The sequence below is a fragment of the Cupriavidus sp. GW822-FHT03E04 genome, from assembly GCF_058801495.1.
Map to the genome: position 1 here is coordinate 151,162 of NZ_JBXANI010000011.1, position 15,352 is coordinate 166,513.

A 15,352-nucleotide genomic window follows, 5' to 3' on the forward strand; every position below is an offset into this window, starting at 1 on the left:
GGATACACCGCCGGTCTGCCTGCTAACCCACTGCGCTGACCTTGCTGCGCTGACGGTATTCCGTTGGGGAAATCGACATGCGCTTGCGGAAAATCTTGGCTAGCCGGTCGCCATTGCCCATGCCGCAGCGCCGCGCCACCTTGTCGACAGGCAGCTCCGTCTCGGCCAGGAAACTGCACGCGGTATCCAGGCGGGCGTGCAGCAGGTAGTCGGACGGTGTCACGCCCATTTCCAGCTTGAAGCGGCGCAGGAAGTTGCGCTCGCTCATGGCCGCCACCTGCGCGGCATCGGATACCGAGATGGATTGCTCGCAGTGCTCATGCAGCCAGCGCGCGGCCGCGCGGATCTTGTCGCCCGCGCTGGTCGCGCCGGTATCCGCGAGCCTGGGCATCAGGCGGGCGGTCCAGGCGGGCATCACCCGGGTACCGACCGCGCGCGCCACGTCCAGGCCAAGATCGCGCTTGATCAGCGTCAGCGCACCCCTGACAAGTTCGTACTGCTCGCCGGACTCGTCCGAGGCGTGCAGCCCGAACACGGGATGGCGATGCTCGTCCTCGTGCGGCTTGAGCACGCCGGCCGCCGCCAGCACGGCACGGCCTTCGGCGATGGGCCGCACCGTGGGCGTGCGGGGGGAGACAACGCGCAGCCAGCGCAGCAGCCGCTCGTCCGCCGCGGCGGCATGAGCGCCCGCGCCACCGGCGATGAAGAGCACATCGAAACCGATGAACTGGCGTGGATCGAGTCCGTCGGTCCAGACCCGTACGGACGCGGAGCAGGCGACGCTGCCTCCGTCGACGGAAAGCAGGCGCACGTCATAAGCGGATTCTTTGGCAGGATCGGACGCCGAGCATTCATTGGCGGTCTGGAATAGTTCAGCCACCAAACCCGCACCCAATAATGAAAAACCATCGAACAGCAGAATTCCGACGCGCCGCACGGCGCACTTTGAACGGTTAGTTGAGGTATGAAGCCAACTAACCGTTGCGGGCTCAAGTTGGGCGTACGGCATGATTTTCCCCCAAAGAATTGTTGATCCGTTCTTGCGCGAATTTATTGGTGTTGCAATGCATCGTAGCGATCCCGAATCCGAGAAATGTGTCCGTGTCGGAAAGTAGCGAGATGTTGGCGGAATGCGTCCGCCCGCTCCAAAATTTCGTGCAAGACGTTGTAAATACAGCCTTTTCTGGTTGCGACCTCGCCTCAAATCGCTTGTCCCAGCGCGCTGTTCTGCAACTAGTTCCTACTTTAAGCAGAATGATGCATCGCAGCAAATCCTGCACCGATCCGTGCGTTGCCTACCGAACACAAGGGTCGCAAAAGGTGCATGAGAGCGGGAATCCGACATTAATTCCACGATTTCAGGCGGATCCGCATCCACACCAGATAACATAAAAATAATTTCTAAACATTAAAAATTATGACAAATTAATTAATGCATCGGATCAGCAACGAGGATATATCGCACGATGGCCATCCCGGATTTTCTCTGTCGCGACTTCGATTAATGAAATAATTGCATCTGCCCGGGGCGCAACATGGCTTCGCCGTCACAACACAGACGGCTTGCTTGACCTGGGGGACTGAAAGATGGAGCGCGCGAGCGCCGGCGCGCCGGGTACCTGGCCCGGCACAGCCGGTGACTTACACCGTTGAAGCAAGCGTGCCGGACTAGTCTGTTGGCGCCGCGGTGCGCAACACCGCACGTAGCGCCCGGCCCCGTGCATGCGCAGATATGGGGCAGCAGGCCAACGTCATCCCGGCCAGCGCGCGCGCATGATGTGCAGCACCTCCGCCAGCGCGAAGCCGGCTTCCGCACCTCGCCACTGCGCCAGCGCCGTGACGCCTTCGATGCTGACCAGGTGCCCGGCACCCTCATGCATTTGCGAGCGGTGCCTGCGCAACGCCTCCACCTTGCGCGACCACGTGGCGCTCACATCGATATAGAGCGAGCCCCCCAAGGGATTGACGATGCCGCCACCGCCCCAGCACGTGGCCGGATATTCGTAGGCCGCCACCAGGCGGGAGGCATGCTTGGCGGGGTTCAGGCGCGTGGCGGCAACGCCGGCTTCCCAGCAATAGCGGTGATCCTGGTGCGAAGACGACAGCGGAATCAGCACCTCGTCCGGCTCGAAGCGGTTCTGCAGCGCGTCCAGCATGCCGACCATCTGCGCGCGCGGGAAGCTGTCGAGCACGCCGTCGAGTCCCCTGGTGAGGACCTCGGTTGTCTGTACACCAAGCACGGCCATCGATTCGGAGAATTCGTCCATCCGTTCTTGTTCGGTCACCTCGCGGCCAAGGCAGAGCGACCGGCTCCTTCCTACCGTTGCCAGGGCCACCATCACTTCGCCGCCGGCATCGATGACCCGGGCCAGGTAGGCGCCCACGCCCAGTTCCGCGTCGTCCGCGTGCGGGCTCAGCACCAGTACACGTTTGCGTTCCATATCTCCTCCTGCTCTTATCCCGTGATGCCAGGCGCCCGAGGGCAGCCGTCACGCCATGCTGATCAGCCTGCGCGCCAGCGCGCGGTACTGGTCGGCCGTGTCCTTGAGCGTCAAGCCATCGAGCGAGCGCGCAACCCGTGGCTGCGCCAGCGCCACGGTCAGCGCCGCGCCATAGGCGGCGGCGTCGCCGGTGTCCAGCAGTTGCACGCCGGCGAAGTCGCGTGCGAATGCAAAAGCGGGGATGCCGCTCGCCACGACCGGCATGCCTGTGGCCAATGCTTCGAGAAAGGCAATGCTGTGCGCCTCCGACGCGGACGGCATGGCAAACACGGCTGCGCCCGCCAGCAGCTCCGGGATATTGGTCTGCGGCCCGTTGACCCGCACCTTGCCGGCCAGGCCCAGTTCTTCCACCAGGGCGCAGACCTTGACGTAGTAATCGGGATCCTCGATCACGCCATACATCTCCAGCCGCGCGTTCGGCACGCTCTTGAGCGCCTCGCGAAACGCCAGCACGGTATGCAGCTGGTTCTTGATCGCCGCATAGCGGCCCACCTGGATGACGAGCCGCGACGCCGCCTCACGCTGGCCCGCGGGCCGCACAAAGAAGCGCCGGGTGTCCACGCCATTGGGAATCACCGCCATCAACGGGTGCGTGCCCACCGAGTTGATGTAATCGCGCAGATTCCCCTGCGACACCCCGATCACCGCGCGGGCGCGCGCGGACAGCATCCGCTCGACGTAGCGGAACATGGTGCTCTCGAAATCGTTGGCGGCGGAGTGCATCACGTAGACCACCGGCACCCGCGACGGCAAGGCCCGCGCGTAGAAGGCCGGGATGGTGGCATGCGCGAAGATGATATCCGGCTGGTAGTCGCGCAGCACGCCGCGCAGGTGCCAGAGCCGGCCCGGCAGGCGCTGGGGCTGGTCCGGAAACAGGCACAGCACGCCAGCCGCATCGAGCTGCGCGCGCAGCGCCGCGAAGTCATCCTGCTGCGGCATCAGGGCCGACACGCAGACCGTGTCGCCGTGGGCCTGCTGGTAGATGGCCAGGTCTTTCGCCAGCATCTCCGCGCCTGAAAGGCGCGGTGCCAGCACAAGATGGAGAATCCGCATCACACCCTCCTCATTTTCAGGATCTGGTAGAGCATCCATGCCGCCGCGACCGCCAGGCCCGCCGTCATCGACCAGGCAATGCCCTGCGCACCCCAGTAACGGGTGGCAGGCGGCACCGTGGCCAGCAATACGCAGACCTGGAGCACCGAGGCATGCGTGGCAGCCTTGGGAATGCCCACGGCGCGCAGGTAGGCGACCAGCACGGCAATCAGCCCGCCAATTGCCATGTTGATGGTGAAGATGCGGAACAACGGCACCGCGCCGAGCCAGGCCGGCCCCAGCACCAGCAGGAACAGCGGCTGCGCCACCAGCCGCAGCACCACCACCACGACCGCCAGCCCCAGGCCGCCGACCACCACGAAGCGGCGCAGCAGCACCGCATCGGAGCCATCCTGCTTGCGGAAACGAGCGGCAAAGGTGGGAAACAGGTACTGCGAGATCGCGATGCCCGCATCGGCGAGCAGCATCTGCGCGAACTTGGACGACATCTGGTAGGCGCCCAGCTGGGCCGGGCCGAGCAGCTTGCCAACGATGACCTTGTCGAACTGGTTGAGCAGCAGGTTGACCACGCTGCCCGCCCAGATCCAGCGGCTGAAACCCACGTAATGGCCGATGCCGGCCCACTTGAGGCGCAGAGGCGGCCGCGGGCGCATGCTCAGCCAGGTGAGCGCGGTCTTGACGGATTCGCCAGCGAGCAACCCGATCAGGATGGACATGGCGCCCGCGCCCGCGAAGGCGCACGCCAGGCTGACGCCGCAGTCGGTACCGGCAGCCGCCACCTCGATCCCGGCAATATGCTGGAAGCCCCGGTCGCGCGTTACCACAAAATAGGCCGGCGAGGCCAGGCCGCGGATCAGCGGCAGGGCGGCGGCCAGCTGCAGCAGCAGCAAGGAGCCCGCGAGGTGGAACTGCGCCTCCAGCAGCGGCGCCAGCGCGACCAGCAGCAATGCCACCCCCGCGCCCCGGCACGTCAGCGCGGTCCAGAGCGCACTGAGCTGGTCGGGGGTGGGCGTTTGCTTGTCCTGCACCACCGCCTGGGGCAAGCCGGTATCGCTGAGCGCCTCGGCAATCGCCACGGCCAGCAGCGCCACGGCGGCAATCCCGACCGCAGACGGGCCGAGGATGCGCCCGACCATGAGGAACTTGATGGCCACCAGCCCCCGCACCAGCACCTGCTGCCCCAGCACCCACGCGGCCGAACTGGCATGCAGGCCGGTCAACGGCAGGAAGAAGGCATTCCTCAGGGACCTGGCCATATTGCCTCACCATGGGTTGAGCGCCGAAGCCAGGCACCGGCGCGGCCAGCACGGGCATCCGTGCCGGCCCGGCCGGCGCCGCGCGCCAGCCATGAAGCACAACTTACCGTAGGCGCGGCAACAGGAATCGCCATCGCCTAGCGTTAATCCGTCACATGCGCGCGACGCCCGGGTGGGCTTGCGCAATCGGGCCCCGCCTTTATCCGCCAAGCCGGCCCGCAAATTGGCGGCCGGCGCAAAGACGGCGGTGTTAGTGTGGCAACATCCGCAACCCGCCGCACACCGGGCTCGCCCCACCGTGCCTGGAGACGCGATGTCCGAGCCGACCGCACTGATCATCGAGCACGATTTCACCGGCCACCGGTGGCGCTACGTCGAATGGGCGGTGCAGGCCTACACGGAAGCCGGCTACCACTGCCTGGTGGTCACCGACCCCGGCAACCAGGCGCATCCGCTCGCCCAGCGCATGCTGGCCGCGCAGGATCCCGCCGCCGGCATCGTCGCCAGTATCGTCTTTACGCAGCCACCGCCCGCGGTAGGCAGCGGCCTCGGCAAGCTCAGCTATGTGCGTTTCTGGCGCACTTTCCGCCATGCCTTCCAGGTCGCCGCCGGCCTGCGCGACATCTCGCTGGTGCTGGTGCCCTATGCCGACTACTTCCTCTACGTGCTCCCGCTGCTTGGCTCGCCATTCGCCAAGGTGCCATGGGTCGGCATTACGATGCGCGCAAACTTCCATCACAGCAAGGTGGGCGTGAAGTCCCCGCACCAGCCGCTGGTGAACGCGATCAAGACGTGGTTGTTCCGGCGCGCCGTCGAGTCCGGCGGCATGAAGACGCTGCTGTCGATCGACCCGACGTTGCCGCAGTGGTACCCACGCGGCAACGGCCGCACCGCCCTCGCCTACCTGGCCGATCCCTGCCCCGACGCGCTCCCGGCCGATCCCGCTGCCGCCAGGCTGCGGCTGGGCCTGGGGTTGGGCCAAGGCCCGGGGCACAGCGCCGGCACCTACCTGCTGGTGTACGGCGCGGTCACGGAACGCAAGGGCATTTGCGAGCTGGTCACGGCGCTGGCCGGCCACCCACGCGCGCCCACGCTGGTGGTGGCCGGCCAGCAAGACCCGCAGACGCGCGCGTTCCTGCAGGCGGCCGCGCCCACGCTGTCGCCGCCGCCCGTGATCTTCGACCGCTTCATCACCAACGAGGAAGAGGCCGACCTGTTCTCCGCCTGCGACGCCGTCTGGCTCGGCTACAAGGGCCACTACGGCATGAGCGGCGTACTGGTGCAGGCCTACCGCTTTGGCAAGCCCGTGATCGCCACCACCGACGGCCTGATCGGCTGGTTCTGCCAGGGGCAGGAACTCGGGCCGGTGCTGGAAGACCTGTCCGGCCCCGCCATCCAGCGCGCGCTGGACCAGCTCTCCTGGCCCGTGGCGGCAGCCGCGCCGCCGGCCGCAGCCGCCAGGGCCCACCTGCTGGCCCGGCATACCTTGAGCGAATTCAAGCAGACCCTGCGCCGCGCGGCTGCCTGACGCTCGCTTCCGATACAAGCCGCACCCGTACGGGGTGCCGCTGCCCGCGCAGCCATGGCAACGCCATGGCCACGAATCCATATCACCCAGGGTCGACAGCACGCCGTGCGCAAACGCACCGGCAGGAGGCCCTTTGCATGCATCGCACCGCAGACGCGCGTTCCCACAGCCGCTTCGTCGAACTGGATTTCGTCAGGGGCCTTGCCATCATCGCCGTCATGGGCATTCACTTCCATACCGTCGACACCGGCAGCCGCCTGATCTGGCTGCTTGAATATCCCCTGAAGAATTTTGGGCGGGAAGCCGTCACGCTGTTCTTCACGCTCAGCGGATTCCTGGTAGGCGGGTTGCTGCTGCGGCAGTACGCGCAGACCGGCACCGTGGACACGTGGCGCTTCTTCATTCGCAGGATCTTCAAGATCTGGCCGGCCTACTACCTGCTGATCCTGGTCCACGCCCTGGCCGGCCATCATGCGCGCAGCACCTTCTTGCTGCAGAACGCGACGCATCTGCAGAACTATCTTGGCAGCTCCATCGCGCAGACCTGGAGCCTGGCGGTGGAAGAACACTTCTACCTGCTGCTGCCGATTGCACTGCTGCTGTGCGCGCGCTGGCGGCTGACGCCGGGACGATTGCTATGGCTGCTGGCGACGGCGTGCGTGCTGGTCTTGCTGGCCCGCAGCGCGGCCGTCGCCGGCGGCGACCTCCGGGGCGCCTATGTGTACACGCAGTATCGCGTCGACAGCATGCTGTTTGGCGTGATGCTGGCAGTCCTGTACTGGCTGAAGCCCGGCCTCTACCACAAGCTGGCGGCACGGCGCGGCTGGCTGGCCGCCGCCGTGGCGGGACTGCTGGTATGGCTGTTGTTCTGCCAGGCCGATATCGTGGTCGAGGAGAGCATCGGCTTCACCATCCAGTCCATCGGCTTCATCGCCCTGATCGTGCTGGTGCTGGAGCATTCAGGCCGCCTGCGCGACAGCGTCGCGTACCGGGCCATCGCCTGGATAGGCGTGTATTCCTATGGCATCTATCTGTGGCATACGGTGGCGCGCACGCCCGGCGCCCTGATCATTCATGAGGCTTTGGCACATGGGCTGCCCCCGGCGATGGTCTGGGTGCTGGCGCTCGTCATGCAGTTCGCCATTGCGATCGCGGTGGGCTACCTGACCACCCGTGCCGTTGAACTGCCTTTCCTGCGGTTGCGCGACGCGCTCTTTCCGGCGGGCACGCGCGGCAACGCCGACATGCTTGGCAAGGGCAAGATCGGCGCCTGACCTCGCGGCCATGCCGCGTTGCGCGCCCGGCGTAGTGCGGAGCCGCCAAAACGCCCCTTGCGAAAGGCCAATCGCGCCAAATTGCCGGCCAGCCGCGTTTTCACGTTCGATAATTTTCCCGACAGGAACGTAATGAATGAATTCGCGTTCCCGCGAATGCAGGATGCAGGATGCAGCGCGCAATACGATGGATTCTTCCGCGCGGCGATGCCCAGTATTGCCGAGAGCGCCGCGGGGCCACCCAGTGAGAGGCGGAACATGGATACCGAAGCTTATGCCGATTGTCTCGATGTGGTCGGCGATCCACGCGGGGCTGGCCGTGACAGTAGCCGCGAGGCCAATCGTGAAAGCAGCCGCGAAGGCAACCGCGATGCAAGCCTCGCCAGCACACCGGGACATCGCGTCATCGACCTCACCCGCGCCGGCAAGGGCAACTACGTGCGCCGGCGCAGCCTGCTGGTCGAGGCGGCGTGGTTCCTGGTCGAAGCCGGCATCATCAACAATAAGCTGAATCCGTTCTCCGGGCTGCGCGTCGCCCTGCTGCGCCTGTTCGGTGCGCGTATCGGCCAGCACTGCCGGCTGGTTCACCCGCTGCGCGTCAAGTCGCCCTGGAACCTGGAAGTGGGCGATGGCTGCTGGTTCGGCGTGGATGTATGGATCTACAACCAGGCCAGCGTCCGCATCGGCTCCAACGTCTGCATCTCGCAAGGCAGCTTCCTGACGGCGGGCTCGCACGACCTGGACAGCAACATGGACTTGCATGTCGCGCCGATCGTGATCGAGGACGGTGTGTGGATCACGTCCAAGTGCGTCATCCAGAAAGGCATCACCATCGGCCGCTCGGCGGTGGTCACGCCGCTCTCGGTGGTGCATCACTCGCTCGAGGCCGAAGGCATCTACGGCGGCAATCCGTGCCGGTTCATCCGCAAGCGATTCGACCCGGCTGGCCACGCCGCCATCACAACCCCGTCCGGCACCCTATAAGGAGAACAGCATGGACTACCAGGCAAGCCGCGACGTCAATCCGACCAGCCGGTCCATCGAACTCGATTTCGTTCGCGGGCTGGCGATCATTGCCGTGATGGGAATGCACTTCCACACGGTCAGCACCGGCAGCCAGTGGGTCGCCCTGATCGAGTATCCGCTCAAGAACTTTGGACGCGAAGGGGTCAACCTGTTCTTTACCCTGAGTGGCTTCCTGGTCGGGGGGCTGTTGCTGCGCCAGTACGCGCAGAGCGGCAGCGTGGATGCGCGGCGCTTTATCATCCGCCGCATCTTCAAGATCTGGCCCGCCTACTACGCCCTGATCCTGTTCCATGTGCTGGCCGGCCGCCACCCGACCAGCACCTTCCTGTACCAGAATCTCACGCACATGCAGAACTACCTCGGCTCCTCCATTGCGCAGACCTGGAGCCTTGCCGTGGAAGAACACTTTTACCTGTTCCTGCCGGCGCTGGTGCTGCTGTTCGCCCGCCTGCGCGTGCGCGCCAACACCATCCTGTGGACCCTGGGCACCTTGTGCGTGGTGGTGCTGGCCGCGCGCTGCGCCGCGCTCGCCAGTGGCGAGCTGGAAGCAGCCTCCGCCTACACGCAATATCGCATCGACAGCCTGCTCGTCGGCGTCATGCTGGCCACGGTCTATTGGATGAAACCGGAACTGTACCGCCGCATCGCCGGGCAAAAGCTGCTGCTGCTGGCCGTGGTGGCAGGCACGGTCGTCTGGCTGGTATTCCTGCAGCGCAACCTGGTGCTCGAGGAGAGCATCGGCTACACCATCCAGGCCATCGGCTTTGCCGCGCTGATCGTGCTGGTGCTCGAATACTCCGGGGCGATACGCGGCGCCAGGCTATACCGCGCGGTGGCGTGGATCGGCGTGTATTCCTACGGCATCTATCTGTGGCACTCCGTGGCGCTGGCCCCGGGCGACGTGTTTATTCGCAAGGCAAGCACGTTCGGCATCCCCGTCATGGTGGCCTGGGGACTCGCCCTTGCGCTGCAGTTTGCCGTTGCGATCATCGCCGGCTATGCCGCCACGCGCGCGATCGAGTTCCCCTTCCTGCGCATTCGCGATGCGCTGTTCCCGGCGCGCCGCCGCGGCACGCCTGCCGCACAGCCGGCCGAGCAGCACGCCGCGTGAGCTGACCCGACGCCGTCCCCGCGGGCGTAAGCCACGTGCCGCGCGGGACTCGAGTTACCGACTGCCAACACCCCAGGCCATGGCCTTGCCCCGGGGGAGGAAGGACAGCAACCGAGCGGCAACTGAGGAATCAAGGTGAATCACAGTGGCTAGATATACACAGTCCTTCAAGGAACGCGCCGTTGCGCGGATGCTGCCTCCCGAGAACGCCAGTGTTGCGCAGGTGTCCGCCGAGATGGGGATATCGCCGGCGGCGCTGGAGCGCTGGCGCGCGGTGGCCCTCGCCCCACCCCTGGCTAACCCGCCCGGCGCCGGCGAAGCGCGCCTGGATGCCGTGCTTGCCACCGGCGCCATGGGCGAGTTGCAGAAGACCGCCTGGTGCCGCGAGAATGCGATCGACCCGACCGAGCTGGAATGCTGGCGGCAAAGCGCCGCGGCGGCGCTGGCGGACAACCGCGGGATTGGCGCGGTGCGCAGGCGGCATGAGCAGGATCAGAAGCGGATTCGGGAGTTGGAGAGGGAGTTGAGGCGCAAGGAGCAGGCGTTGGCCGAAACCGCGACGTTGCTGGTGCTGACCAAGAATGTGACTTCGCTGTTTGCCGCGCCTGAGGATAAGTGATTGCGGTGAATGCGGGCCGCTGGCGCGGGTCCGCGACAGCAGCTAGCTCCCCCAAGCCCCCCAGCCACGATCACCTGCGCCGACGGCCGGATGCCCTGGCAAGAGCGGCCTCCCATGCCTCCTACCTCCCCACATACCCCTCCGGCGCCGTCACATTCCCCTGCGCCACGGAAGCATTGGTGGATATCACATAAACCGGCGTCTCCGTCAGAGCCAGTGCAACCTGTCCATTCGCGTAGGCCACGGACGCCGCATTCCCCATCATGTCGACCACCGTCACCTGCCCGCTGGACCCGGGCGCATCCACCTGCAGGCTATAGGCAACGTTATACGTCGCGCTGAACCCCGTAGCCGCGCTCCAGTTGGCATTGTTGTGCGCCCACAATGCCGTCACCACGCTGCCATTGTTGAGCCGCTGGAATGCATAGCCATAGACGCCGAACGGCAGCCCATTGAGCGGCCCCAGCGTATTGGTGCCGTCGATGAGCCGGGTCATCGCCGCTACTGCCAGCGCGGCGGGCTTCGGGCTGATCTTGGCGGGGCCGTAGGTGCCTTGCGGATTGACCAGGTCGAAGAACAAGCCGTAGCCGGCAGCGTCGGTGGGGATGTCCGTGGCGTAGAACATATAAGTCACGTCCGCGCCCTCTCCTAGCAGGATCAGGTGCGTGCGGGCGACCACTGCGCCATGTGCGTACAGGACGTTCTGCGTCGGGTAGTTCGGGCCATAAGCGGTGCCAAGGTCGTAGCTGATGCCAGTCTCGGTGACGAACAGCCGCGCGCCGCGCTTGAGCAGGGTCGCGACGGCATGGCGCAATTCGCGCATGGCGGCCGGCAGCGCGTTGGCGGCGTTGGAGGGATCGCTGTTGCCGACCAGGCGCTCTGGCGGATGCGAGGGCGAAGTGCCTACGTCGTAGTAGCCGTGCGCCGTCACCCCGTCGAGATACTGGGCAAAACCCAGCGGCGCCAGCCGGTTCAGCCAGACGGTGTTCTCGCGCACCATGGCGTTGGTGGTGCCCATGATCACCGCGCTCGGGTCGGTGCTGTGGACGCCCTGGAAGGTGGCCTTGTACATCGCGGTGAAGTTGGCATCGGTATCCAGCCACGGCAGGCCGCCGTTATAGTCGGGTTCCCAGGTGACCTGATAGTAGTTGGCCGATTGCGCGGGGAAATACCGGGTCCGCACCGTGTTCGACTCTTGCCCCACCCGGGTCATGTAGTCCTGGTAAGCGGGCAAGGATTGCGGCGCGTAGCTGTGGGTGGCCACGCCGGTGGGACTCGCCCAGGCGGGAATGCCGTCGAGCTGGATCAGCCGCATCAGGTCGCCGGGCTTGAAGTACGAGGCGAGGTGGTCCACCGCGGGATTGAACGTATTGGGGCCGTTGGGTTCTTCCACGTACCAGTTGCGGTTGTCGTTGGCCCACGACAGGCCCAGCGCGGGATAGAGCGGACGATAGCCGTCGCCATCGCAGCAGCCTTGCCCGGGCAGCAGGTAGGCCGCGCCTTGCCCGCCGAAGCGGTGCAGGTCCTGGCTGGCGTAGCTGACCGCTGGGAGCACCGAAGAAACGTCGGGCAGTACACCGAAGGTCGCAATACCGCTGGGCCGGGTGCCGCGTGCGAGCAGCGAGCCTGCGCCGGAGGCCAGGCTTGCCGACCCGGCGAAGTAGCCTGACAGCGTGGACGTGCAGTTCAGCGTCGACACGATCGCACCGGCGGCGACCGGAAACTGGCCGCTGGCGCGCACCTTGTTCCAGGTGTCGGAGATCTGCCAGTTCACCGTATCCGCGCTGCCGGCGCGGGTGGTCACGCTCACCTGGAAGGTACTGCCCGAGGCGAACATCCGCGTGCCGTCGCCACCCGGGGTATCCATCTCGATAGCATCGCCGCCGCCCGCCGCGGCGACACTGCCGGCAGGCGCGGTGCAACTGAGCGTGCCGCTGCCCGTCGGCGTCACTGGCGTGGTCGGGGTGGTGGGTGTCGTGGGCGTGGTGGGCGTGGTGGGCGTGGTGGTACCGGTGTCCTCGTACGAACACGTCTTGCCGAAGCCGGGTGCGGGATCGCCGAACACGCCGTTGTTGCAGGCCACGCCATTGGTGAAGGTCAGGGTGACGTATTGCGTAGCGGTCCCGTAGCGGACCTGGCGTGTGCCGGTAAAGCTGCAGAAGCCGTTTTCCGAGCTGCAGGCAACCCAGGTGCTGGTGGCGGGGGGCGTCGTCGAGCCGCTCGTGCCGGAGTCGTACCAGCAACTCTTGGCAAACCCGGATGCGGGGTCGCCGAACACGCCGTTGTCGCAACTGGTGCCGCCGGTGAAGGTCTTGATGACGTACTGCGTATCGGTGCCGTACTTGACCTGGTGGGTGCCGGTGAAGGCGCAGGTCTGGTATTCCGAGGCGCACAGCGTCCAGGTGACGTCCGCTGGCTGCAGGGTTGCCGCGGGGGTTGCGCTGGTAGCGTCGCCGCTGCGGTCGCCGCCGCAACCCGCGATGGCAAACAACAGCAGCAACAGGATGCCGGCGCGCTGCAAGGCAACACGTATCCAAGGGCTCCCCGCAGCCGGGGCCGGGTTCGGGCTGGTAAGCGTCGACATGGCTTCCCCATCGTTTGGCCTGCGTCGGGTCAACGCGGGCGCAACAGTAACGCAGTAACGCAGTAACGCAGGGACCCCGCAGGCCCCCGAATGAATGGAAAACTGGCGGGCGCTGGACGCGCCTTGCTCGTGCAGCCTCTGGCCGAGGCGTTTTATTCGCGATGCCCCTGGCGCGGCCAGCCAGAGCAAGGCCGCAACGCAAGGCATGTGAGACGCGCGGCCTGCAAGACCTGCCGCGGCGGGGTTGAGTGAGCCCTCCGGCGTAGCTGGCAGGGTCCGGGCCGAACGAAGCCTGGCGCACCACGGTGGTGAGCACGCCGGATAGAAGTTTACCCACACGCCCCTGGCTCTGGCCGCCAGGATTTAGTGTTTATCGGACGAAGCCCGTGGCCAGTGCGCGCCGGGAACAGGCGGCGCACCGGCGGCACTAGTAGCAAATCACCGGGGCGTAATACGGCGAGTAGTGCCAGATGATCTGCTGGAATGGCGCATGGCGTCCGTAAGCCACCGTACAGAGCCCGAGCAGGGCAACGCCAGCGATCAGGCATTTGCCCAGCCGCTTCGGCGCGCCCTGGCAGGCGCGCAGCACCCAGAACGCGACGGCGCCGCCCAGAAGCCACCCGGCGATGACCTCGGCCGGTGTATGGGCGCCCAGGCGCACGCGGCTAAAGCAGATCAAGGCCGCCAGCATCAGGCCGAGCACGAAGCCGGCCTGGCGCCACGAGGCCCGGAAGCTGCGCAACAGCGAGCCAAGGAACACGGACCACACCGCCGACGAGAGCATCGCGTGGCCGCTGATCACGCGCATGTCGAAGCGCTCCAGCACCGTGCCGCAGCCGGTGTGCAGCAGCTTGCTGGCCAGCACCAGCGCCGCGGCCGCTGCCAGGCACAGGGCCCAGCGCAGCGCCACCCGCCACCCGGTGCTTTGCAGCAGCCACAGGCCGGTGGTCAGCGCCAGCGGCAGCGTCACCGCGGCATCGCCGAGGTCTGTGATCCGGTACCAGTTCATCGTGTTTCCATCTGCTTGCGTTGGCGTGCGGGCGAGCGCGCCGCTGAGCTCGCCTTCGATCACCTTCATCGATCACCCTCATCGATCACCTTCTATGGCGCTGCCGGCTTCCCTGTTGGCGCCTTCCTGTTGGCGCCTCCCATTGGCCACAATGTATGCCCCTCGCGCGAGGCCAGGGCGGCGCGATGCATGCGCTGTCGGAATACAGCGAACTGTTGGCAGATAGCGCGCGCTGCGCAGCGATACGCTGGCTTCGCCACGGCTGGCTCCGGGACCATGCCATGCGGCAGGAGCCGCGCGCGCCAAGGCAACCGACCGGCAAGACGCCAAGCCTTTCAAACCAGACGACGGGGGTAGTTTCATGCTCAAGATCAGGAAAGCCGTATTCCCGGTGGCCGGCCTCGGCACGCGATTTCTGCCGGCCACCAAGGCCAGCCCGAAAGAGATGTTGCCGGTGGTCGACAAGCCACTGATCCAGTACGCCGTGGAAGAAGCGATGGCCGCGGGCATTACCGAGCTGATCTTTGTGACGGGGCGCAGCAAGCGCGCCATCGAGGATCACTTCGACAAGTCCTACGAGGTCGAGGCCGAACTGATGGCGCGCGGCAAGCAGCAATTGCTGGACCTGGTGCGCAGCATCAAGCCGGCCCACGTCGATTGCTTCTATGTGCGGCAGGCAGAGCCCCTGGGACTGGGCCACGCGGTGCGCTGCGCCAGCAAGCTGATCGGGGACGAGCCCTTCGCCGTGATACTGGCCGACGACCTGCTCGACGCGCGCACGCCTGTGCTCAAGCAGATGATCGAGGTGTTCGACCACTATCACAGCTCCGTCATCGGCGTGGAGGAGATCCAGCCGCAGGATTCACGCTCCTATGGCGTGATCGACGGCAAGCCTTGGGACGACCGCCTCTTCAAGATGTCCGGCATCGTGGAGAAGCCCGCGCCGGAAGTGGCACCGTCCAATCTTGGGGTGGTGGGGCGTTACGTGCTGATGCCCAGCATCTTCGAATTCCTCAGCGCGCTCAAGCCGGGCGCCGGCGGCGAGTTGCAGCTCACGGACGCCATCCAGGCGCTGCTGGCGCGCGAACAGGCGCTTGCCTACCGCTATGAGGGACGCCGCTTCGATTGCGGCAGCAAGCTGGGCTACCTGAAGGCCACCGTGGAGTTCGCGCTGCGCCATGCTGAAGTCAGCGCACCGTTCGCGGAGTACCTGCGCACCGAATGCGCCATCGTCGCGCAAGCCCTGGCCCAGGGCAACGACCGGCTGGCGCAAGCGGCAATCTCGACGCCCGGGCTCCAAACCGATGTGCAAACCGAAGCACAGCACGAAGCGGAAACCGAGAGCGATGCGCGCTTGATTCCGCTGGCCGCCTGACCCTGGCCGACGCCAT

At 66.1% G+C, this 15,352-nt stretch carries 12 protein-coding genes; 6 read left to right on the forward strand and 6 right to left on the reverse strand.

The window, feature by feature from the left end; all coding sequences use genetic code 11:
• Window positions 1–22 precede the first annotated feature (22 nt).
• The 4 genes from AC1RQC_RS17600 to AC1RQC_RS17615 all read right to left on the reverse strand — a co-directional run bounded on the left by AC1RQC_RS17600 (window position 23) and on the right by AC1RQC_RS17615 (window position 4,810).
• Window positions 23–1,009, reverse strand: a complete 987-nt coding sequence (locus AC1RQC_RS17600; protein WP_416050815.1) for a GlxA family transcriptional regulator — start codon at window positions 1,007–1,009, stop codon at window positions 23–25.
• A gap of 742 nt (window positions 1,010–1,751) precedes the next feature.
• Entirely contained in the window at window positions 1,752–2,441 is a 690-nt protein-coding gene (locus AC1RQC_RS17605; RefSeq protein ID WP_492371816.1) for a PIG-L deacetylase family protein, read from the reverse strand.
• A 48-nt stretch (window positions 2,442–2,489) separates the two neighbouring features.
• On the reverse strand, window positions 2,490–3,554 hold the full coding sequence (locus AC1RQC_RS17610) for a glycosyltransferase family 4 protein (RefSeq protein ID WP_492387219.1): 1,065 nt from the start codon (window positions 3,552–3,554) through the stop codon (window positions 2,490–2,492).
• Window positions 3,554–4,810, reverse strand: coding sequence for an oligosaccharide flippase family protein (locus AC1RQC_RS17615; RefSeq protein WP_492884147.1), 1,257 nt, complete (start codon window positions 4,808–4,810; stop codon window positions 3,554–3,556). Before AC1RQC_RS17615 ends, AC1RQC_RS17610 begins: the two co-directional genes overlap by 1 nt.
• 313 nt (window positions 4,811–5,123) lie before the next feature.
• Here AC1RQC_RS17615 and AC1RQC_RS17620 point away from each other — a divergent pair, with 313 nt between their 5' ends.
• The 5 genes from AC1RQC_RS17620 (at window position 5,124) to AC1RQC_RS17640 (ending at window position 10,368) form a co-directional block, all read left to right on the forward strand.
• Entirely contained in the window at window positions 5,124–6,338 is a 1,215-nt protein-coding gene (locus AC1RQC_RS17620) for a glycosyltransferase (RefSeq protein WP_492371819.1), read from the forward strand.
• A 137-nt stretch (window positions 6,339–6,475) separates the two neighbouring features.
• Window positions 6,476–7,612 carry an acyltransferase family protein gene (locus AC1RQC_RS17625; RefSeq protein ID WP_492371820.1) on the forward strand — a complete coding sequence of 379 codons (1,137 nt, stop codon included), beginning with the start codon at window positions 6,476–6,478 and terminating at the stop codon, window positions 7,610–7,612.
• Window positions 7,613–7,870: 258 nt separating this feature from the next.
• A complete protein-coding gene (locus tag AC1RQC_RS17630; RefSeq protein ID WP_492371821.1) occupies window positions 7,871–8,596 on the forward strand; it encodes a DapH/DapD/GlmU-related protein in 726 nt (241 codons plus the stop codon).
• A 10-nt stretch (window positions 8,597–8,606) separates the two neighbouring features.
• Window positions 8,607–9,749: an acyltransferase family protein gene (locus AC1RQC_RS17635; RefSeq protein WP_492811804.1), complete on the forward strand. Its 1,143-nt coding sequence runs from the start codon at window positions 8,607–8,609 to the stop codon at window positions 9,747–9,749.
• A gap of 145 nt (window positions 9,750–9,894) precedes the next feature.
• A complete protein-coding gene (locus tag AC1RQC_RS17640) occupies window positions 9,895–10,368 on the forward strand; it encodes a transposase (RefSeq protein WP_492371823.1) in 474 nt (157 codons plus the stop codon).
• 121 nt (window positions 10,369–10,489) lie between these two features.
• On the opposite strand, the gene AC1RQC_RS17645 is transcribed toward AC1RQC_RS17640, so the two are convergent.
• Window positions 10,490–12,952, reverse strand: a complete 2,463-nt coding sequence (locus tag AC1RQC_RS17645; protein WP_492811805.1) for a hypothetical protein — start codon at window positions 12,950–12,952, stop codon at window positions 10,490–10,492.
• 427 nt (window positions 12,953–13,379) lie between these two features.
• A complete protein-coding gene (locus tag AC1RQC_RS17650; RefSeq protein WP_492811807.1) occupies window positions 13,380–14,030 on the reverse strand; it encodes a phosphatase PAP2 family protein in 651 nt (216 codons plus the stop codon).
• A 292-nt stretch (window positions 14,031–14,322) separates the two neighbouring features.
• On the opposite strand from AC1RQC_RS17650, the gene galU reads away from it, so the two are divergent.
• Window positions 14,323–15,336 carry a UTP--glucose-1-phosphate uridylyltransferase GalU gene (galU, locus tag AC1RQC_RS17655; protein WP_492884150.1) on the forward strand — a complete coding sequence of 338 codons (1,014 nt, stop codon included), beginning with the start codon at window positions 14,323–14,325 and terminating at the stop codon, window positions 15,334–15,336.
• Window positions 15,337–15,352: the final 16 nt, after the last annotated feature.